This window comes from Shewanella sp. YQ_9, assembly GCF_043103185.1.
GTDB classification, from domain to species: domain Bacteria; phylum Pseudomonadota; class Gammaproteobacteria; order Enterobacterales; family Shewanellaceae; genus Shewanella; species Shewanella algae.
Genome location: NZ_JBICJO010000033.1, coordinates 22,727 through 41,676, shown reverse-complemented (window position 1 = coordinate 41,676; position 18,950 = coordinate 22,727). Strand labels below are relative to the sequence as shown.

14 protein-coding genes are annotated in these 18,950 nt (G+C 52.8%); 6 read left to right on the top strand and 8 right to left on the bottom strand.

All coding sequences use genetic code 11. The features are described 5' to 3' along the window. Positions 1-6 precede the first annotated feature (6 nt). Positions 7-2,145 carry a fatty acid oxidation complex subunit alpha FadJ gene (gene fadJ / locus ACF8D4_RS09600; protein ID WP_129978922.1) on the top strand — a complete coding sequence of 713 codons (2,139 nt, stop codon included), beginning with the start codon at positions 7-9 and terminating at the stop codon, positions 2,143-2,145. Positions 2,146-2,648: 503 nt separating this feature from the next. On the opposite strand, the gene ACF8D4_RS09595 is transcribed toward fadJ, so the two are convergent. From ACF8D4_RS09595 to ggt, 3 genes are all read right to left on the bottom strand, one after another. After that, positions 2,649-4,277, bottom strand: coding sequence for a methyl-accepting chemotaxis protein (locus tag ACF8D4_RS09595; protein ID WP_028780798.1), 1,629 nt, complete (start codon positions 4,275-4,277; stop codon positions 2,649-2,651). A gap of 344 nt (positions 4,278-4,621) precedes the next feature. Then, the gene (locus ACF8D4_RS09590; RefSeq protein ID WP_392468630.1) at positions 4,622-6,715 is read right to left on the bottom strand and encodes a putative Ig domain-containing protein; all 2,094 of its coding nucleotides are present in this window, start codon (positions 6,713-6,715) and stop codon (positions 4,622-4,624) included. Between the two features lie 586 nt (positions 6,716-7,301). Then, entirely contained in the window at positions 7,302-9,044 is a 1,743-nt protein-coding gene (gene ggt, locus ACF8D4_RS09585) for a gamma-glutamyltransferase (RefSeq protein ID WP_186299510.1), read from the bottom strand. Positions 9,045-9,136: 92 nt separating this feature from the next. On the opposite strand from ggt, the gene ACF8D4_RS09580 reads away from it, so the two are divergent. Then, positions 9,137-10,318 carry a GNAT family N-acetyltransferase gene (locus ACF8D4_RS09580; protein WP_392468628.1) on the top strand — a complete coding sequence of 394 codons (1,182 nt, stop codon included), beginning with the start codon at positions 9,137-9,139 and terminating at the stop codon, positions 10,316-10,318. On the opposite strand, the gene ACF8D4_RS09575 is transcribed toward ACF8D4_RS09580, so the two are convergent. The 3 genes from ACF8D4_RS09575 to ACF8D4_RS09565 all read right to left on the bottom strand — a co-directional run bounded on the left by ACF8D4_RS09575 (position 10,315) and on the right by ACF8D4_RS09565 (position 13,351). Next, complete coding sequence (locus ACF8D4_RS09575; RefSeq protein WP_044734709.1) at positions 10,315-10,929, bottom strand: LysE family translocator; 615 nt, start codon at positions 10,927-10,929, stop codon at positions 10,315-10,317. The genes ACF8D4_RS09580 and ACF8D4_RS09575 overlap by 4 nt on opposite strands. A 149-nt stretch (positions 10,930-11,078) precedes the next feature. Continuing rightward, complete coding sequence (gene hppD, locus ACF8D4_RS09570) at positions 11,079-12,119, bottom strand: 4-hydroxyphenylpyruvate dioxygenase (protein ID WP_028780802.1); 1,041 nt, start codon at positions 12,117-12,119, stop codon at positions 11,079-11,081. Between the two features lie 71 nt (positions 12,120-12,190). After that, positions 12,191-13,351 (bottom strand): homogentisate 1,2-dioxygenase, encoded by a 1,161-nt coding sequence (locus ACF8D4_RS09565; RefSeq protein ID WP_208135883.1) that lies wholly within the window; start codon positions 13,349-13,351, stop codon positions 12,191-12,193. Positions 13,352-13,595: 244 nt separating this feature from the next. Here ACF8D4_RS09565 and ACF8D4_RS09560 point away from each other — a divergent pair, with 244 nt between their 5' ends. Both ACF8D4_RS09560 and ACF8D4_RS09555 read left to right on the top strand, forming a co-directional pair. Beyond that, positions 13,596-14,510, top strand: coding sequence for a LysR family transcriptional regulator (locus tag ACF8D4_RS09560; protein ID WP_392468626.1), 915 nt, complete (start codon positions 13,596-13,598; stop codon positions 14,508-14,510). Between the two features lie 118 nt (positions 14,511-14,628). Further along, entirely contained in the window at positions 14,629-15,423 is a 795-nt protein-coding gene (locus ACF8D4_RS09555) for a TIGR00266 family protein (protein WP_025011123.1), read from the top strand. Between the two features lie 168 nt (positions 15,424-15,591). Here ACF8D4_RS09555 and ACF8D4_RS09550 read toward each other — a convergent pair whose 3' ends face one another. Together ACF8D4_RS09550 and ACF8D4_RS09545 are read right to left on the bottom strand one after the other, a co-directional pair. Further along, positions 15,592-15,912, bottom strand: a complete 321-nt coding sequence (locus tag ACF8D4_RS09550) for a hypothetical protein (protein WP_028780804.1) — start codon at positions 15,910-15,912, stop codon at positions 15,592-15,594. After that, positions 15,909-16,373: an EVE domain-containing protein gene (locus ACF8D4_RS09545; protein WP_025011121.1), complete on the bottom strand. Its 465-nt coding sequence runs from the start codon at positions 16,371-16,373 to the stop codon at positions 15,909-15,911. Before ACF8D4_RS09545 ends, ACF8D4_RS09550 begins: the two co-directional genes overlap by 4 nt. Positions 16,374-16,516: 143 nt before the next feature. On the opposite strand from ACF8D4_RS09545, the gene ACF8D4_RS09540 reads away from it, so the two are divergent. Beyond that, positions 16,517-16,867, top strand: a complete 351-nt coding sequence (locus ACF8D4_RS09540) for a DUF6508 domain-containing protein (RefSeq protein ID WP_025011120.1) — start codon at positions 16,517-16,519, stop codon at positions 16,865-16,867. 331 nt (positions 16,868-17,198) lie between these two features. Next, a complete protein-coding gene (locus tag ACF8D4_RS09535) occupies positions 17,199-18,920 on the top strand; it encodes an AMP-binding protein (RefSeq protein WP_054745196.1) in 1,722 nt (573 codons plus the stop codon). Positions 18,921-18,950: the final 30 nt, after the last annotated feature.

The window sequence follows — 18,950 nt, the reverse complement described above, 5'->3', positions numbered from 1 at the left end:
TTGCAGATGGAAAACAGCAACAAGAGTTTTAGCCTCAGCCGCCGCGACGACGGCATTGCCATTCTTTCCATGGATGTACCCGGCGAAAGTATGAATACCCTCAAGGCCGAATTCGGCCCTGAGATTAGCGCCTTACTGAGCGAAATCAAAGCGGACAGCAGTATCAAGGGCTTGGTGATCATTTCAGGCAAGCCAGACTCCTTCGTGGCCGGCGCCGATATCTCCATGCTCGATGCCTGTCAAAGCGCCGCCGATGCTCGCGAGCTGTCGAGCTCAGGGCATAAGGTGTTTGCCGAACTGGAAGGGCTGAAAATTCCAGTGGTGGCAGCCATTCACGGCGCCTGTCTCGGTGGCGGCCTCGAGCTGGCACTGGCTTGCCATCTGCGGCTGTGCAGTGACGACAAGAAAACCATGTTGGGGGTGCCGGAGGTTCAGCTCGGTCTGCTGCCGGGCGGCGGTGGTACCCAGCGTCTGCCACGCCTGGTGGGGATCACCACAGCGCTGGATATGATGCTTACCGGTAAACAGGTTCGCCCCAAGCAGGCGCTGAAGATGGGGCTGGTGGACGATGTGGTGCCCAAGTCGATTCTGCTGGAGGCGGCGGTTGAACTGGCATTGGCTGGCAAAGCCAAGCGCGGTAAAGGCAAAAATAATAAACCTATGATGAACAAGCTGCTCGAAAGCAACGGCTTTGGGCAGAAAATCATCTTTGATCAGGCTCGTAAACAGGTTGCCAGAAAAACCCAGGGTAACTATCCGGCGCCGGACAAGATCATCGACTGTGTGCGGGTGGGGATGAGCCAGGGGATAGAGGCAGGTTTGGCCACCGAGGCGCGCCATTTCGGCGAGCTGGTGATGACGCCCGAGTCGGCGGCGCTGCGCTCCATCTTCTTTGCCACCACAGAAATGAAAAAGGAAACCGGCGCCGAAGGTGCTGAGCCGAGTCCGGTTCACAAGGCTGTAGTGCTCGGCGGAGGCCTGATGGGCGGCGGTATCGCCTCAGTGACCACTACCAAGGCCAAAATTCCGGTGCGGGTCAAGGATATCAGTGAGCAGGGACTCAGCAATGCGCTGGGCTATGCCTATAAGTTGCTGGATAAGGGCGTCAAGCGTCGGCATATGACCCCGGCGGTGCGCGATAAGCAGATGGCCTTGATGACGACGACTACAGACTATGTTGGGGTAAAGGATGCTGACATAGTGGTCGAGGCGGTATTTGAGGATCTCAGCCTCAAGCATCAAATGGTGCGGGATATCGAGCGCGAATGCGGTGAACACACTATTTTTGCTTCCAACACCTCGTCTCTGCCCATAGGTCAGATTGCCGAAGCCGCCGCCAGGCCGGAAAACGTCATCGGCTTGCATTACTTCTCGCCGGTAGAGAAGATGCCGCTGGTGGAAGTGATTGCTCACGACAAGACCTCCCCCCAGACGATAGCCACCACAGTGGCCTTTGCCCGCAAACAGGGCAAGACACCTATAGTGGTGAAAGACGGCGCCGGTTTCTATGTTAACCGTATTCTGGCGCTCTATATGAATGAAGCGGCGCAGCTGCTGCTTGAGGGCAACAGTGTCGAGAGCCTGGATAAGGCGCTGGTGAAGTTTGGTTTCCCGGTCGGCCCTATCACTCTGCTCGATGAAGTGGGTATCGATGTGGGCGCCAAGATTTCGCCGATACTCGAAAAAGAGTTGGGTGAGCGTTTCGCTGCCCCCTCTGCCTTCGATAAGCTGCTCGCCGATGACCGCAAGGGGCGCAAGAACGCCAAGGGCTTCTATCTCTACGGTCCCAAAGCCGGCAAGAAGAAGGAAGTGGACAAGAGTGTTTATCAGGTGCTGGGGATAGCGCCGGGTGTTGGCGCCGAAAATGCCAACCTGGCAGAGCGCTGTGTGGTGCAGATGCTCAATGAAGCGGTGCGGTGTCTGGAAGAGGGCATCATAGCCTCTGCCCGCGACGGGGATATTGGCGCCATCTTCGGCATTGGCTTCCCGCCTTTCCTCGGTGGGCCTTTCCACTATATAGACACCATGGGCGCCGATCAGTTGCTGGCCAAGCTGGAACGCTTCCAGAGCCGCTTCGGCGACAGATTCGCCCCGAGTGAATTGCTCAAGACCATGGCCGCAGAAGGACGACGCTTCTTCGACTGACACTGATTGGAATGGCTGTTCTTCGAATCGCCTTTGAGTAACAGCACTTTGAATAACAGTGCTTTGAGTTACAGCGCTTCGAATAACAGTGCTGCTTTACTGTAAAAGCGGCCTCAGGCCGCAACCCTCCAACCACGCCCCGGTAAGGCAGTAAATCACCGGGGCGTTTTTTTATAGAAGCTTGGGAAGTCCCGCTCTTGGCAACCAAGGTGGCAAAGCTCAGGGAAGAGCGAGGATCCAATCCAATATGAGTGGGTCGCTATGCTTATCAATGAGCAGAATGCTGATGTCAATCTGGCATCAGATACAGGGCGATGCCGCGTTTAATGAGCTGAAAGCCTGTCCACTGGATAAGTCAGCCTTGGCAGAGGTTTTCTGGCCTTGATAAAGGCAAACTGCCTACACGCTTTATCCAGTCAGCTTATCGGCTGTTTCCATGGTGAGCCGGCCTCTGTGGCTTGGCGGGATTCGCCGTAAGCCACAGAAGCTGGGTTAATGTTGACTCAGAGCTTGAATACTTCCATCCTGGCTTTGAGGCTATGGGTTAAGTTGCTGATCTCCTGACACGCTATGGCCGTTTGCGATGCCCCTTCGGCCATTTCGGTCGACACGTTATTGATATGGTCGACACTGCGGTTCAACTCTTCCGATACCGCATTTTGCTCACTGCAGGCGGTAGCAATTTGAGTACTCATTTGGGCGATGTTTTCCACCGAGTGCTCTATTTCGGTTATTTGGTTTCCGGCTTCGTTAACCTGCTCTACGCATTGGGTGATACCCGTCTGACATTCTTGGCTGGAAAGACCGATTTTGCTGCTGTTTTCCTGCAGTTGATTGACGATGTCGACAATTTGCGAGGTTGAATCCTGAGTGCGCTGCGCCAAAGAGCGCACTTCGTCCGCGACCACGGCAAATCCACGTCCTTGCTCACCGGCTCTGGCCGCTTCTATGGCGGCATTCAGTGCCAGGAGGTTGGTTTGTTCCGCGATGCCGCGAATAACATCGACCACCATATTGATGTTGTTTGAGCTTGATTCCAGCTCCCTTGCCAATAGATCGGATTGCTGAATGCTCTTGGACACTTGCTCGATAACCGCCACTGTGCGTTGCAGGGTAGCAGTGCCTTGTTTGGCCACTTCGGTTGCCGAATAGGCCGACGTTGCCCCGGCCTCGGTGTTTTGAGCCACTTCGGCGACTGCTGCCTGCATTTGGGTCATGGCCGATGCGACAGAGCTGAGCTCTGATTGCTGGTTTTGCATACTCGAGGCATTTTGCGCCGAAATGGCACTCACTTCCTCCACCGCTGCGGTCAGTTGGATGGTGGAGTCGCTGATCTCAGACACCAGAGAGTGGAGGTTGGCCTGCATGGTGACCAACTCTTTCAGTAGTGTTCCCAGCTCATCCTTGGTCAGGGCCTGCTCATCTATGGCGTTATTCAGTTGTCCCTTGGCTATCTTGGCGGCGAATTTCAGGGCCCTGTCTATGGGGCGGCAAATTGCCCGCGAGAGCAAGGTAGAGGAGAGGGCTATCACCATTATGATGATGAGCGCACCTATGGCAGCACCGTACTGGGTCAATGAGGCTTCATGCTGAACGTCATCACTGATTTTATTGATTAATTCATCATTGAGCCCCAAGGTATTGTCAAGACTCGTCAAGGCGCGGGAATAGGTATCAAAGCTGGAGAGGATCACCTGATTGGCGGTTGTCGCATCCCCTTTTTTCAATAGTTCATTATAGGAACGGGTTTCCTGAATGTATTGATTCCAGGTGTCTTTAAAGGCTTTAAAAGCGTTCTGCTCTTGCCTGCTCAGATCCAAAGCTTCGTAGGCGACTATGCCCGCCTGAACGTCGGCTCTCAGTTTATCCAGCCCTTGCAGCCATTCACCTATTTGCGGGTTATCTATATTGGGAAGCAGTGAAAACTCATCTTTTCGAACCTTGGTGATATCGACCTGGATACCTTTCAATATGGCCACCGAAGGCAGGCTCTTGTCGGTCAGCACCTTGATATTTTGGTTCAATGCCGACAGGCTCAGTACCAATAATATGGCTACAGCAGCAAATACCACAAAGACGACCAGGTAACTCGCCCATATTTTTTTAACGACACTTAAGTCTCTAATATTCATTTACTTCCCCATCAAGGATTGGCTATTAGACAAATGTACAATAACTATAGCCTGATTCCGGGGGACTCCCACCTGTTATAAACAGTTTGCTATTCCGTTTGAAGATTGTGACTTTTCCAACGTTTGTGGGTGATGCCAAGTGAGTGCCAAAGCTAAAGCCAGGCGGGAGTTGTGTTTTTGCCAAGGGGAATAAATATGCGGCGTTACATGCTACGAGCCACTTAAGAAAGGTAGAGCGTGTTTACTTGAGACAAAAAAAGCCGGTCAGCATCTTGCCCACCGGCTTGGTAGAGTTCACGGCATCAGAGCCTATTCAGTCAAGGCGCCGATTCTATTTAGCGGTATCACTCGTTATTGCCTGTCCCTGTCCATTGGATATTGGCTTTAATCTCTTCCACCAGACCGGCATCCTCTTCGGTAACATGACCTATAACACTGTAGATCTTGCCGACAACAGGCTGCTCGATATCGAATTGCGCCTGGCAGTATTCGATACCATTTTCTTCACCGGGGAACAGATAGGCTGGAATGCGATATTCCATACCTTCGTAGCTAAGGTTGAGATCGTAAAACTCCCTTACCTCATCACAGCTGAAGTCGGTGTTGGGCACATCGAAGTAGAGCCCCACCTTGGCGCCGCCATTATCCGCCGCAGTCATCTGCATGGTCAGGTGACCGAGCTGATAGCTTGCTTCCGTGGCCGCCGGCAGCTCCGCTGTAAACATACGACCTTGGGCATCGTCATCAGACTCAATATCCAGACGTTTCTCTACATCATCGGCTTTGCTGAACAGGGTATAGCGACCGTCCCATAGTTGCAGCACTTTGGCATTGTCACCGACACCGGCAATGGCGTCGTTCAGCTTGATGGTTTCCTGATGTTCAACACCTTCATCATCGCCGTACTCCAGCACCATTTGGCCTAGTTCATTAATGATATAAGTGGAGACTTCCACGGTTGCAGTGGCAGAACATTCGCTGAGGTTGTCTTGAGTACGGACATTACGCAGCACAGAGCCGTTTTTGAACTCCAGAGTGTCGCACCATACTTGCATCACACCGTCGTCGTTCTCGTCTGCAGAACCCCATTCTGTGGTGAACCAGGTTTTGCCTTCCAGCGGATGTTTGGGCTCTGGTTCGACACCGTTATCGGCAACCTTGACTTTGAGGTCGGTCTTCACAGCTGCATGTTTGCCGTCATTGACTGTCACAGTGATCACAAAGTCGCCGGCAACCAGAGGCTTGCCGGACAAACGCAATGAGTCACCTTGCTCAATTTTCAGGGCGATACCTTGCATATCTGTCACGGCGCTGAAGGTCAGTTGATCTTTATCCTGATCGCCAAACAGCTCATCCAGGTCAATCACCTGATCGATTTGATTGCCTACTGTCAGCGCCATGCGCGCCAGTTCAGCTTCCAGTTCGGATTTTTCAGCCGGGTTGATGACAGGAGTATGGTTGATACTGCTGACTTCAATCTCAATTTCCAGTGGGTAAGAGCGGGCGCCCTTGCTGTCGGTGGCGTAAGCGTGCAGCTCAATTTCACCGGCTACCTTAGGTGTGCCGCTGAGTACGCCTGTTTTGGCATCGAATGCCAGGCCCAGGGTTTCCAGTGCTATGTTGCCATCTTCCTCCATCAGGCTCAGAGTGAAGCTGTCGTTGTCCTTGTCGGCAAAAGCGGCTGACAAATCTACGGCAGTCATCGGCTGACCCAGTTCCACTTCAATTTGGGTCAGCTTGTCCAGCTCAGTCTGGCTCAAGGCAATATGAGGCCTGTGGTTGGACTCTACACCGCCTTCTGGGGTGATCACCGGCTCGTAGTCGTCGAGTTTGTCACCGGCTTCTACCTTGGCAGCCACATCTTCAACCAAGCCTTGCAGATGCGCTTCAGCCAGGCCCTGATGGCTAACCAGCGTCTCGCCGACAATGTTCAGCGCTTGAGCGACCTTGTTGGCACTACTCTTGGCCAGATAGTCACCAAACAGTAGCTCTGGTTCGGCTTTAAGTTCAGCAAATTGAGCCGACACGGCTTTTTCGGCATCCGCCTTGGATACACCTTGGTTGGCGTCCATATGCTTGACAACCAAGTCTGTCAGCGGGCTGATCACCTGGCTGTTGGCATCTTTGCTTGCCGGGGCCTTGAGCTCAAAGGTTTTTTTCACCAAGCCGCGGCTTTCATCCATGGTTTTGTCGGCAATGGCCTTAACACACAGTGTTTGTCCCTGATATTGGTCATCGATCCGGGCAATACCGCCTTTGCCGGTTGTCGCCACTTTGGTTTGGCAGTTTTCGCCGGCATAAACGTCGGCATTCACCAGATAACCATCAATGGCTGTGACCGAAAATGATTTGGCTGTGGGGTTGTCATTGTTGTCGCTGCCGCCGCAACCGGCCAGTGCCAGTGCAATTGACGCTGCAAGCAAAGTCGTCTTCTTCATTCTTTATCCCAAAATAATCTGAGCGCCTTGATGACGCCCATCCACCTTTTTAGATACAAAAGTTCCATTTAAAGGGATGCAGATGATAACTTTGATAAATAAAAGATAAATTGATTGGCTTCACATAAAATTCCTGATTAAAAACAGTGTGATAGGTTGAATTTTGAGCTATGGTTTAATTTTGAACACATATTGGCGTCATAATCGCCAAAAGTGCCGCTATCTGAGTTTTTACTTGTCAGAAGCAAGGAATTGTGCCGCCTGAATGGATTGATAAATGCTTATAAATAAGAGGGTTATTGACGGCTTGTTAATTGCGTCTCGGGTAGCAGAAATGAAAGCTCTGGATTGAATTAGCGCATATTTAGCCCACGCCAATGCGCGGAGGTTAAGCCGCCGGTTTGTTAAAAGTGAACCTTGGTTCAGTGTAAAAAACAGCTCCGCAAGAGTGGCATCTGCGGAGCTGTTCTAAATGGAACTGTTTTAAATGAGAGTTAAGCCGAATTTAATGCCCGTCGCCTTACTACTTTGTTTAGGAAACCTGTCTCAGGAGCTTTTTCAGTGGCTTGGGTTTAGGTGGCAGGGCTCAGTAGCCCGCCGCCTCACTGCCGGCGCGGCGCGGGTCAGATGCACCAAATTTACCTTCTTCGGTCACCATAATGCTCTGGGTGCTGCCCATGGAACTTTTGACCTTGACCTGGTGGCCCATGGCTTCCAGCAGCGCTATGGTGTCACCATTGAGGCTGCGCTCAACCCGAATTTCATCCGGCAGCCACTGGTGATGCATCCGTGGCGCAAAGCTGGCTTCGGCGATATTCAGGTCGTGGTCAATCACATTCATGATGATCTGCAGCACTGTGGTAATGATCCTGGCGCCACCCGGGCTGCCTGTAACCAGAAACGGCTGGCCGTCTTTCATTATCATGGTCGGGCTCATGGAGCTCAGTGGCCGCTTGTTGCCTTGTACCGAGTTGGCTTCACCGCCCACCAGACCATAACCGTTGGGGGTGCCGGGTTTGGCTGAGAAATCATCCATCTCATTGTTCAGCAAAATCCCTGTACCATCGGCCACCAGCCCAGAGCCATAACTGAAGTTGAGGGTATAGGTGTTGGATACCGCATTGCCCCATTTATCCACGACCGAGTAGTGAGTTGTCTGGTCACTTTCATAGGGGGCCAGCTTGCCGGGTTTGACCTGGCTTGAAGGGGTGGCGTGCTTGCTGTCGATGCTCTTGGCCAATGTTTTGGCATAATCCGGGCTCAACAGGGCTTTAACCGGCACAGGATAGAAATCCGGATCGCCGAGATACTCGCTGCGATCGGCATAGGCCCGTCTCATGGCCTCGGCCATAAGATGCAAAGTGGCGGCGGTGTTGTGGCCCAGATCATGGATGGGGTACTGCTCGAGAATGTTGAGGATCTCTATGATATGGATGCCACCCGATGATGGCGGCGGCATGGAAACCACCTCATAGCCTCGATAGCGTCCGCGCACCGGCTGGCGCTCTATGGCTTGATAGTTGTTGAGATCCTCAAGGGTCATGATGCCGCCGGCGGCCTGAATGGCACTCACCAGTTTCTCGGCGGTTTCCCCTTGGTAAAATCCTTTGCTGCCCTGTTTGGCAATCAGCTCCAGTGAGTGAGCCAATTCAGGCTGCTTGATGATTTCGCCCGGTACAAAGCTGCTGCCATCTGCCTTGTAGAAGATGGCGGCAGAGCTTGGCCATTGGGAGATGCGGCGCTTAACCCCATCGAGGGAGTTGGCCAGATCTGAAGTAACGCTGATCCCTTCCCGCGCCAGTTTGATCGCCGGGGCTATCACTTGTTCCCGTTTCATGGTGCCATACTTGGACAGGGCCAGCTCCATGCCCATTACAGTGCCGGGAACGCCTACCGCCAGGCCGTGCTCGCGGCTGAGTTTATTGACCGCATTGCCCTTGTCATCGAGGAAGATATCCCTGTGGGCCTTGGAAGGCGCCATCTCCCGATAGTCTATGGCTATGGTCTTGTTTTCCTTCGCCAGGTGTACCAGCATGAAACCGCCGCCACCTATATTGCCGGCCCTGGGCAAAGTCACTGCCAGGGCATAACCCACGGCCACTGCTGCATCTACTGCGTTGCCGCCTTGCTTGAGAATATCCACCCCGATACGGGAAGCCAGTGCCTCCTGGCTGGAAACCATGCCATGCTTGGCCCAAACGGGCTGGGCTGTGGCCATTTCACTGTAAATCGAGGATTCGTTGGCGGTAGCTTGTGGGCTGTAACTCAGGGTGGAGGCTGCAGGCAGAGCCAGAGCGACGGCGAAGATCAGCGGTTTTATCAGACGCACTATATTTCCTTATACTGCTTTTGCTTAAGTTGCTATGCAATGTGCCGCCAATTATCCTTGATTGCAAGTTTGCCTCGGCATATGGAATAAATTTGGACAATAAGCACTGGCAGTGGCGTTTTGCCGCCGGCATTAATGAGATCCCCGCCGCCGAGTGGGATCTGTGTCTGGCTGAAGATGGAAAAACAGAGCCGGACAACCCTTTTTGCCGACATGCTTTTTTGAAGGCGCTGGAACAAAGTGGCAGTGTTTGCGCCGCAGCCGGCTGGCAACCCATGCATTTACAGCTGTTTTGCAACGACAGGCGTTTGGCTGTGATGCCTCTCTATCTCAAGGATCACTCCTGGGGCGAATATGTGTTCGACTGGGCCTGGGCCGATGCCTATCAGCGCCACGGTGAAGCCTATTATCCCAAGCTGGTCTGCGCCATTCCCTTTACGCCTGTCAGCGGCCCAAGACTCGGGATAGCGCCCGAGGCCAGGGCGGCGGCCACTGATATCCTGCAGGCGCTGGGGAAACTGTTTTGGCAACTGCTCGAAAGCTACTCCTCCTGGCATTGGCTGTTTGTCAGCAAGGGGCAACTCGAGTCATTGCGGCATTTGCCCCAGACCTTGGTGCGGGAAGGCACGCAGTTTCATTGGTTTAACCGGGGTTACAGCCAGTTTGATGATTTTTTGGCGCGGCTCAACTCGAAACGGCGCAAGAATATTCTCAAAGAGCGCCGCGCCTTGGCTGACTTGCAGTTTGTCTGGCTCAGGGGCGATGAACTGCAAGATTGGCACTGGCAGCTTTTCTATCGCTGCTATCGGCAAACCTACCTGAAACGCTCCGGCCATGGGGGATATCTTCAGCCCGACTTTTTCAAGCAACTCGGTAAGTTGATGGCGGCTGAGGTGCGTTTGCTCCTGGTGCACCGCTTGGGTGAAACGCCGCAACAGGCGCTGGCATGCGCGCTTTATCTGCAGGGGAAAGATACGCTTTATGGCCGCTATTGGGGTGCACTTGAGGAGATCCCGGCGCTGCATTTCGAGGCCTGTTACTGGCAGGGGATAGACTACTGTATCGAGAATGGCCTCAGTTGCTTCAACGCCGGTGCCCAGGGGGAGCACAAGCTTATCCGCGGTTTTGAGTGTGTCACCACCTATTCGCTGCATGGCATAGCGCATCCGGACTTTCGGGAGGCGATAGCCGATTTCTGTCAAACAGAGGCCGGCAACAACCGCTTATATCAAGCGAAGTTGCAGCAGGCCTTACCCTACAAAAAGGGCGATTAACCCAGCGCCAGCCAGACACCGACCCCCAGCATCAGACTGCCGGCTATCCGGTTGAGCAGGCGGACATTGTTGCCACGGCTCAAAAACAGCCTCAGGCTCTTGCCGCCATTGGCATAGGCCAGCATGCAGATGAGTTCGGTACACATGATAATGCCGATGAGTGCCGTCAGTTGCGGTGCCATAGGTTGCTGCAGATTAATAAAGGGAGGCAGCAAGGAAATCATAAAGGCCCAGCCCTTGGGATTGGCAATAGCGGTGACAAAGCCTTGGGAGATCAACGCTGTGCGCTTGATACTTCTGGGTTGGTCCAGATTGGCCATCTTGCCCTTGGCCCGCCACATATTGACGCCTAGCCAGATAAGATAGGCACCGCCAAGATATTTGAGCCCCTGGAAGATCATCGGATGTTTCAACATAACCGTGGCCACGCCCAGCACGGCCGCCAAAGCCACCAGGGCGACCCCCACGAGTTCACCCAGCATCATCCACAGAGTGCGGCGCACCCCAATGCTCATCCCCAGTGTCATGGCCAGGGTCATGCACATTCCCGGGGTAACGGAAACAAAGAAAAAGGTTGGAATAAAAGCGGCGAGCAGGGCGTAGTCTTGCATTTTGGGTACAGCTGTCTCTCAAAAAGGGAGATCAGTCTAATGAAATCCTACCGGGTGACAAAGTAAAAAATTGCAGCGCTCAATATACTAAGGCGGAAAACAAGAGACCGATCATCAGATCGGTCTCAAACAGGTGATTTCGCTATCGGTTACAGCACGCCACGCTTCATTTGATCGCGCTCGATGGATTCGAACAACGCCTTGAAGTTACCCTCGCCAAAGCCGAGGTTGTTCTTGCGCTGAATAATCTCGATAAAGATGGGGCCGAACAGGTTTTTGGTGAAGATCTGCAGCAGATAGCCACTGTCATCCCCGTCCACCAGAATTTGATGATGCTTTATCTTGTCGCGGTTTTCCGTCACTTGCGGCACCTTGTCGAAGATGGTGTCGTAGTATTCAGGGATGATGTCCAGGGTCTCGATTGAGGTTCCTTCCATGGCATCGAGCGAGGCGACGATATCCCGGGTGCGGAACGCCAGATGCTGCACGCCCGGGCCGTTATATTCGCGCAGGTACTCATCAATCTGGTTTTTGTCGTCACCCTTGCCCTCATTGATGGGGATACAGAAGCTGCCATCGGGAGAGCGCAGGGCATAGGAGACCAAGGCGGTTTGTACGCCGCTGATATCGAAGTAACGCACTTCGGTGAATCCGAAGATATCCTTATAGAAATCAGACCATTGTTCCATAGTACCCTTGTGGACATTGTTGGTCAGGTGATCCACTTCCATAAAGCCTTTTTCAGGGACTATCACAGGGGCAGGCAGGTCGACAAAGTCTGTCTTGTAGATATTGTCCTGCTCGCCGAAACGGTCGATGAAGTAAATCAGGCTGTCGCCTATACCATAGATTGCCGGGTAGGGCAGATCAGTGTGGGCCTGATCTGCCGGACGGGCGCCGCGGGATACCGCCAGTTGCAGGGCATAATTGGCATCTTCTACCCGCCACCCCATGGAGCAGATGGCCGGGCCATGGCGCTTGGCAAATTCGGCGCTGAAGCCTTGACGCTCCTTGTTGAGCAGAAAGTTAATGTCGTTCTGCTTGTAATAGAAAATCTCCCTGTCCTTGGCTTTTTTCAGCATGGAGAAACCAAAGTCGATAAAGACCTGGTGCATGAAATCACTGTCCGGGGTTGCAAACTCGGTAAATTCGATACCGAGCAGTCCCAGTGGATTCTTTTCGCTTGCCATTTCTATGTCCTCTTCAATGATGTTGCTTGCGGCCATTCTCTGATGGCCTTGCTGGATATTCGGGTCCGGGCTCAGCGTTCGAGCCAGGAGCGGTTGTAATCAGTACTCATGCAGCTTTGCACATGGGTGGTTAATTGCAGCGGGGCAAAGGTATCCACCATAACGGCGTATTCATAGGTGTCTTTCTTGCCGATGGAGGCTTCGGTGCGCCCGGGCTGCGGCCCATGAGGCACGCCTTTTTGATGCAGTGTCAGGTAACCGGCATCTATGCCGGTGCGGCTCATAAAGTCGCCATCCACATAGTAGAGCACCTCGTCACTGTCGATATTGTTGTGGTAGTAAGGTGCGGGGATCGCCTTGGGATGGAAGTCGTAAGGTCTGGGAACAAAGTTGCAGATAACAAAGTTGTGGGCGGTAAACACCAGATGATCCGAGGGGGGCAGGTGAATCTTGCCTACCTTGGGCGCGTACTCTGTGATGTTGAAGGCCCAGGGGTAGACAAAACCGTCCCAACCCACCAGATCAAAAGGATGCCATTCCAGCTGAGTCAGTTGATATTTGTCGCCAAACTTGCTGACCAGTGGGAACTCCCCTTGCTCGACCCTGGCCTCTGTCAGTTCGGGTACCCGGATATCCCGCTCGCAATAGGGCGCCGACTCCAGCAACTGGCCATAGTCATTACGAAAGTGTTTGGGGATCTCCACCATGGAGAAGGATTCGATCACCAACAGGCGCACGTTACTGTAGTCCTTGAATTTCAACTGATAGGTGGTGCCGCGGGGGATCACCAGATAGTCCCACTTTTGCACCTTGAGCTTACCGTATTCACTTAAGAGCTCGCCTTCACCCTCGTGGATAAATACCACCTCGTCGGCGTAGGCATTACGGTAAAACAACTCGGTATCCTCGGTGACTCTGGCAGTATAAATCGCCAGATCCTGATTGAAGAAAATCTTGTTGCGGGCACAGAAGAAATGCCCCTGCCTGTCGGCCTGTTTGCTGTCCAGCTTATAGTTCTGTACCAGGGAGTCCTGCCACACTTCACCATGGCTAAGCTCAAAAGGCTCAACGGTTAACGCCTTGGTAGGCATATTGTGGTGGTACTTGTTGGAATAGATATTGGAAAAGCCATGGGTTGAAAACAGCTCTTCACGGTAGAGTTCACCGGATGGCTTCTCAAATGCGATATGGCGCTTGTTGGGAACCTGCCCCTGTTTTACATAAAATGGCATCTGACTCTTCCTTGGTGGCGCTTGCTGTTAACCTTCTTTGGGAACCTTCGGCGGCCACTGTTGTTATTCTTGTTCTCTTTGCACTCTTTTCTGCCGGAATTGCCGGTCGCTGGCAGCGCAAATGAGCCGTTTTTGTGATCTATCTTTCAATTTAGTTGCGCGCTTGTACAAAAAAAAGAATAATTATTCGGCATGCTCAATCTAAAAATTTGATTGTCTTGTTGGATTTACGGGAGTGTAAACCTTGCGTATCGATATCGACGCCTTCAATGTGCTTAAGGTGGTGGTGGAAGAGGGCAGTTTTGCCAAGGCGGCAGAGCGTCTGCACAAGGCGCAGTCGGCGGTGAGTTATCAGATAAAGAAACTGGAACAATATCTTGGCGTTAATCTGCTTGACCGTAATCAATACCGGGCCGAGCTGACTCACGAAGGGCGGGTTATTCTGGCCGAGGGACAACGTTTGCTGGCGCATCTTGGCAATATAGAGCATCTGGCCAGCCGTTTCAGTGAGGGCTGGGAGCCCAGATTGGAGCTGGTGATAGACGGCGCCTTGCCGATGGAGCCTATCATGACCGCCCTCAAGCGCATGACAGAGCATAAGATACCGACCAAAATCCAGCTCAATATGGAGTTTCTCGGTGGGGTACAACACAGGTTTGAGCGCGACAGCGCCGATCTTATGTTGGTGAAAGACTATCGCAGTGGCCCCAGTTACCACCCCAAGCCCCTGCCTGCTATCACCAGCGTGTTGGTGGCAGGTAAAGACCACCCCTTGACTTCGCGCCGCTGCATTACCCTGTCAGAATTGCAGCAACATGTGGAGCTCACCATCGAAGACTCATCACCGGTCAAGAGCCAGCGCGATGAGCTGCAGTTCGGCGGCGACAAGGTCTTTTATCTCTCCGGTTTCATCATGAAAAAGAACGCCTTGCTCAAGGGCCTGGGTTTTGGCTGGATGCCGGACTTCCTGATAACCGAAGAGTTGGCTTGTGGTGATTTAAGTGAGCTGGACTTTGTCGGCGGCAGCCGTTTTCGTTTTATTCCTCAGTTGGTGTCGACGCTGGAGCGGCCTCTTGGCCGCGCAGGAAGGCTGTTTACTGAGCTGATTCTGGAGGAGTTTGAGCGCTTTAAGGGGGATAATGCCAGCGGTCTGGGTTGAAGCATTCTGTTACTTTTTACTCAAATCACATCCGTCTCCTCACTTGCTGTTTTGACATTTTATGTCATAGACTGAGTGCCAGGTCATTCAGACCCTAAACCATTGAGGGGGAGTTTTAATGAGCAAGAACAGCCATGAAGTGGATTATGAGATCAAGGGCGAGAGCATGCAGCTGGTTGAGGTGGAGCTGGATCCCGGTGAAACCGTGATCGCCGAGGCCGGCGCCATGACTTACATGGAGGAAGGGATCAGTTTTGAAGCGCGCATGGGCGATGGCTCAGAGCCGGATTCAGGATTCTTTGGCAAGTTGATGGGGGCCGGTAAACGTATGCTGACAGGTGAAAGCCTGTTTATGACCCATTTCAGCAATCAGGGCCAGGGCAAACGTCGGGTGTCGTTCGCCGCACCTTATCCCGGCACCATCCTGGCAATCGATCTCGATGAGGTCGGCGGTGAACTCATTTTGCAGAAAGACAGTTTTCTGGCCGCGGCCCTGGGTACCCAGGTGACCATGAGGTTCAATAAGCGCCTGGGAACCGGTTTCTTCGGCGGTGAAGGCTTTATTTTGCAGAGCCTCAAGGGTGATGGCATGGCCTTTATTCACGCAGGTGGCACCTTGATCCGTAAAGAGCTTAAGGGCGAAACCCTGAGAGTGGATACCGGCTGTCTGGTGGGCTTTACCAACGGCATCGATTACGACATAGAGAGGGCCGGCTCTCTCAAGTCCATGGTGTTTGGTGGTGAAGGTTTATTTTTGGCGACACTTTCAGGGCATGGCATAGTGTGGCTGCAGAGCCTGCCGTTTTCCCGTATGGCCGACAGGATCATTGCCCATGCGCCTTCCGCCGGTGGCAGTGACAGGGGAGAGGGCTCAGTGCTTGGTGGAATTGGCCGTATGCTGGATGGGCGCTAAAGCGCTATTTGCGAAACTATCAGCAGAGATAGCAGTAAAGATAGCAGCGAAGAAAGGCAGTCAAGCGCTTAACCTATTTTGCCGACAAACAAAAAAGCCATGGTTTCTACCATGGCTTTTTGCTTTTGAACTTAGGGCTTTTGATAACGGTATCAATGTTCCAGGATCTCAATGTTCCAGGATCTCAATGATCCTGCGGGTCTTGTCGTGCAGCTTGAACAGTGTGCCTTCAATGTCGACCGTTATCAGGCCATCATTGCCCAGCGGCACAACCACTCGGCCGCGGGCATAGATATCATTATCAAGAATATCGCCCCTGTGATAGCGCTTCTGCCAACCCGGAGGCAAAGGTTCACCCCGGGCGGCTTTCTTTTGCAGTCCAGGGGGCAAATCTTTGTGGTCTTTATCCTGCTTGGCCAAAACGGCCGGACTGGCCAGCAGGGCACCCAGACTGATTGCTACCAAGGCTTTGGATAGTTTGTTTGTCATAGTTTCTCTCCTGCGAGTAGAAGAATACGTTGCCATTCCTGCTCTGTGACCGGTTGCACGCTCAGCCTGGCCCCTTTTTGTACCAGATACATATGTTCGAGCTGCGAGTCTGCCTTGACCTCTTTGAGGCTAACTGTTCTGGCAAACTGACGTTCAAAGCCGATATCCAACTGAAACCAACGCGGTGACTCTGGGCTCGACTTGGGATCAAAGTAGGGTGACTCTGGATCCCAGGCCGTGGTATCGGCTTTGGCCTCTCCGACGACTCTGGCAGTGCCCACCACGCCCGGCGTTTTGCAACTGGAATGATAGAACAAAATGGCGTCGCCGATTTGCAGTTCATCGCGAATAAAGTTTCGAGCCTGATAATTGCGGATCCCGCACCAGGGTTCCACCTTGACCCGCTGTAGATCGCCGATACTGAATTCATCGGGTTCGGATTTCATCAACCAGTACTTCATGCTGGCACTCCTTGAGTGTTTTTACCAGAAAAGCTTACCAGCCTGTTAAGCACTTATTCAGCAAGGCAAGGGCAGACTGACCTCATTAGATTGGTAGATTATGCATTATTGTGATAATCGATGTAAAAGATTAGGAGTCGCCTATGGCCACACTTAGCCTGACAGCTTCAACTGCTGATTATCAAACCTATCGCCATGATTTTGCCCGCGGGGAACAGGATTACAATCCCGCGACAGTCCACAAATTTGTTGCTGAAATGAAGCGCCAAGGCATGCTGCTCAACGAGTTCAGTTGGGATGATTGGTACCAAAACAGCCATATGGTCGACAGGCCTGAATATATCGCCGATGCTTCCTTGTATGAATGCCGCTTGCTGCTCAGTGCCATGGTGCGACTTGAGCGTTTCAGCCCGGGTGTCCTGCAGAACATGCGCCGCCAGGGGGTCATGTTGGCCTTACTGGAAAGAATGCAGCAACTGCAAAAGGCGGCCTGAGAATATCCGGGGGCTGATCTTATATTGTCCATTTTGCTGCCATGATCCCGTCATCGACAGGCTTTTTATTCAGGGCTCCTTTGAGAGCCCTGATGGTTTTTGAGCCATTATTCTTTAGTCTAAAAGCCGGTTTCCTTGCTTGTTATTCCAATGCGCCATTCGTTAGAGTCGTTATGAACCCTGCGCTCAGGCCGCAGTGAAAGCCAATCATTGCAGCTGTTTTTGATGCTTTTCAGATGCTGCCAATATGGTTTCACACTGTGAGGGGAGGGCCGCCGGCTCAGGGTGACAGACTCTTCCTATAACGATAAAACAACGCACGGAGGCTTAGATGTCTGCCAACAAGACAAGCAAGCAACCCAATGATTTACCTCTGTCCCAGAGCCGTTATCTGGGGCACAGTAATACTCCCTTGATAGACAAGACCATAGGCCAGTATCTGCAGGATATCTGCAACCGTTATCCGGACAACACTGCCGTGGTGATGCATCATCAGCAACTGCGCTGGAGTTATGCGCGCTATCTTGAAGAGATAGATAAGCTGGCCACAGGCCTGCTGGCACTGGGTATCGGCCCCGGGGATCGGGTCGGGATCTGGTCGCCCAATAATATCGAGTGGTGTCTGACTCAGTTTGCCACCGCCAGAATTGGCGCCATCATGGTGTGCATCAACCCGGCTTATCGCCCGGAAGAGCTGGAATATGCACTCACCAATGTGGGCTGCAAGGCACTTATCACCCACGACAAGTTCAAGTCCAGCGATTACCTGGCGATGCTGAATGAGCTGGCGCCGGAACTGAGTGATGCCGAGCCCGGCAAACTGATGTCCAGCCGTCTGCCGGAACTGCGCTGCGTTATTCGCACCGGCAGTGACAAGACGCCGGGCATGCTGAATTTCCCTGATGTATGTGCCATGGGCTCTGAGGCGGAATATGCCGATCTCAAAGGCATAGGTGAGCGTTTATCGCCCCATGATGCCATCAATATTCAATTCACCTCAGGCACCACGGGGAACCCCAAAGGCGCCACGCTGACCCACCACAATATTCTCAACAACGGCATGCTGGTGGCCGACGCCATGGGCTTTGGCCCGGACGACAAGCTTTGTATTCCCGTGCCTCTGTACCACTGCTTCGGCATGGTGCTGGGAAATCTGGTGTGTCTGGCCAAAGGCGCCACGGCCGTATTCCCATCCGATGCCTTTGATCCTGCTATTACCCTCAAGGTGGTTGAGCAGGAGCGCTGCACCGGACTTCACGGGGTGCCGACCATGTTTATTGCCGAATTGGAGTTGGCCAACTTCCAGGATTATGACCTCAGCAGCTTGCGAACCGGAGTGATGGCCGGAGCCACCTGTCCCGAGGAAGTGATGAAACGGGTGCATAAGCTGATGCATATGACGGAAGTCGTAATCGGTTATGGCCAAACCGAATGCAGCCCGATCAATAACATGACAGAGGTCGAGTCCTCGTTGGAGAAGCAGGTTACTACCGTGGGCCGGGCTCTACCCCATACCGAGGTGAAGATTATCGATGAGTTCGGTGAAATAGTGCCTGTAGGTCAGCCGGGTGAGGTGTGCAGCCGAGGTTACTGTGTGATGCTGGGGTACTGGAACGATCCGGCCAAAACCCAAGCCACCATAGACAAGGATGGTTGGCTGCACTCTGGCGATCTCGGGGTGATGGACAGCGAAGGTTATGTGCAGATAGTTGGCCGCATCAAAGACATGATTATCCGGGGCGGTGAGAACATCTATCCGCGGGAGATTGAAGAGAAACTCTACACTCATCAGGATATTCAGGATGCCGCGGTATTCGGGGTACAGAGTGAAAAATACGGTGAAGAGGTGTGTGCCTGGATCAAGATGCGCCCCGGCAGTACTGTCACTGAAGATGAAATCCGTCACTTCCTGACCGAAAAGGTGGCTTATTTCAAAGTGCCACGTTACATCAAGTTTGTTGAGCAGTATCCGATGACAGTTACCGGTAAAATTCAAAAGTTCCGCATGCGTGAGCTGATGTATGAAGAGCTGCACCGGGATATCAATGGCTGAGTCATTTAAACCGCAACAGTAAAAGAGAAG

What these genes read in the sequence shown, in the direction of transcription:
- ACF8D4_RS09535 (WP_054745196.1), top strand. Translation starts at nt 17,199, where the DNA reads ATGTCTGCCAACAAGACAAGCAAGCAACCCAATGATTTACCTCTGTCC.
- ACF8D4_RS09545 (WP_025011121.1), bottom strand. Translation starts at nt 16,373, where the DNA reads ATGAAGTACTGGTTGATGAAATCCGAACCCGATGAATTCAGTATCGGC.
- ACF8D4_RS09550 (WP_028780804.1), bottom strand. Translation starts at nt 15,912, where the DNA reads ATGACAAACAAACTATCCAAAGCCTTGGTAGCAATCAGTCTGGGTGCC.
- ACF8D4_RS09565 (WP_208135883.1), bottom strand. Translation starts at nt 13,351, where the DNA reads ATGCCATTTTATGTAAAACAGGGGCAGGTTCCCAACAAGCGCCATATC.
- ACF8D4_RS09540 (WP_025011120.1), top strand. Translation starts at nt 16,517, where the DNA reads ATGGCCACACTTAGCCTGACAGCTTCAACTGCTGATTATCAAACCTAT.
- ACF8D4_RS09590 (WP_392468630.1), bottom strand. Translation starts at nt 6,715, where the DNA reads ATGAAGAAGACGACTTTGCTTGCAGCGTCAATTGCACTGGCACTGGCC.
- ACF8D4_RS09575 (WP_044734709.1), bottom strand. Translation starts at nt 10,929, where the DNA reads ATGCAAGACTACGCCCTGCTCGCCGCTTTTATTCCAACCTTTTTCTTT.
- hppD (WP_028780802.1), bottom strand. Translation starts at nt 12,119, where the DNA reads ATGGCAAGCGAAAAGAATCCACTGGGACTGCTCGGTATCGAATTTACC.
- ACF8D4_RS09595 (WP_028780798.1), bottom strand. Translation starts at nt 4,277, where the DNA reads ATGAATATTAGAGACTTAAGTGTCGTTAAAAAAATATGGGCGAGTTAC.
- fadJ (WP_129978922.1), top strand. Translation starts at nt 7, where the DNA reads ATGGAAAACAGCAACAAGAGTTTTAGCCTCAGCCGCCGCGACGACGGC.
- ACF8D4_RS09555 (WP_025011123.1), top strand. Translation starts at nt 14,629, where the DNA reads ATGAGCAAGAACAGCCATGAAGTGGATTATGAGATCAAGGGCGAGAGC.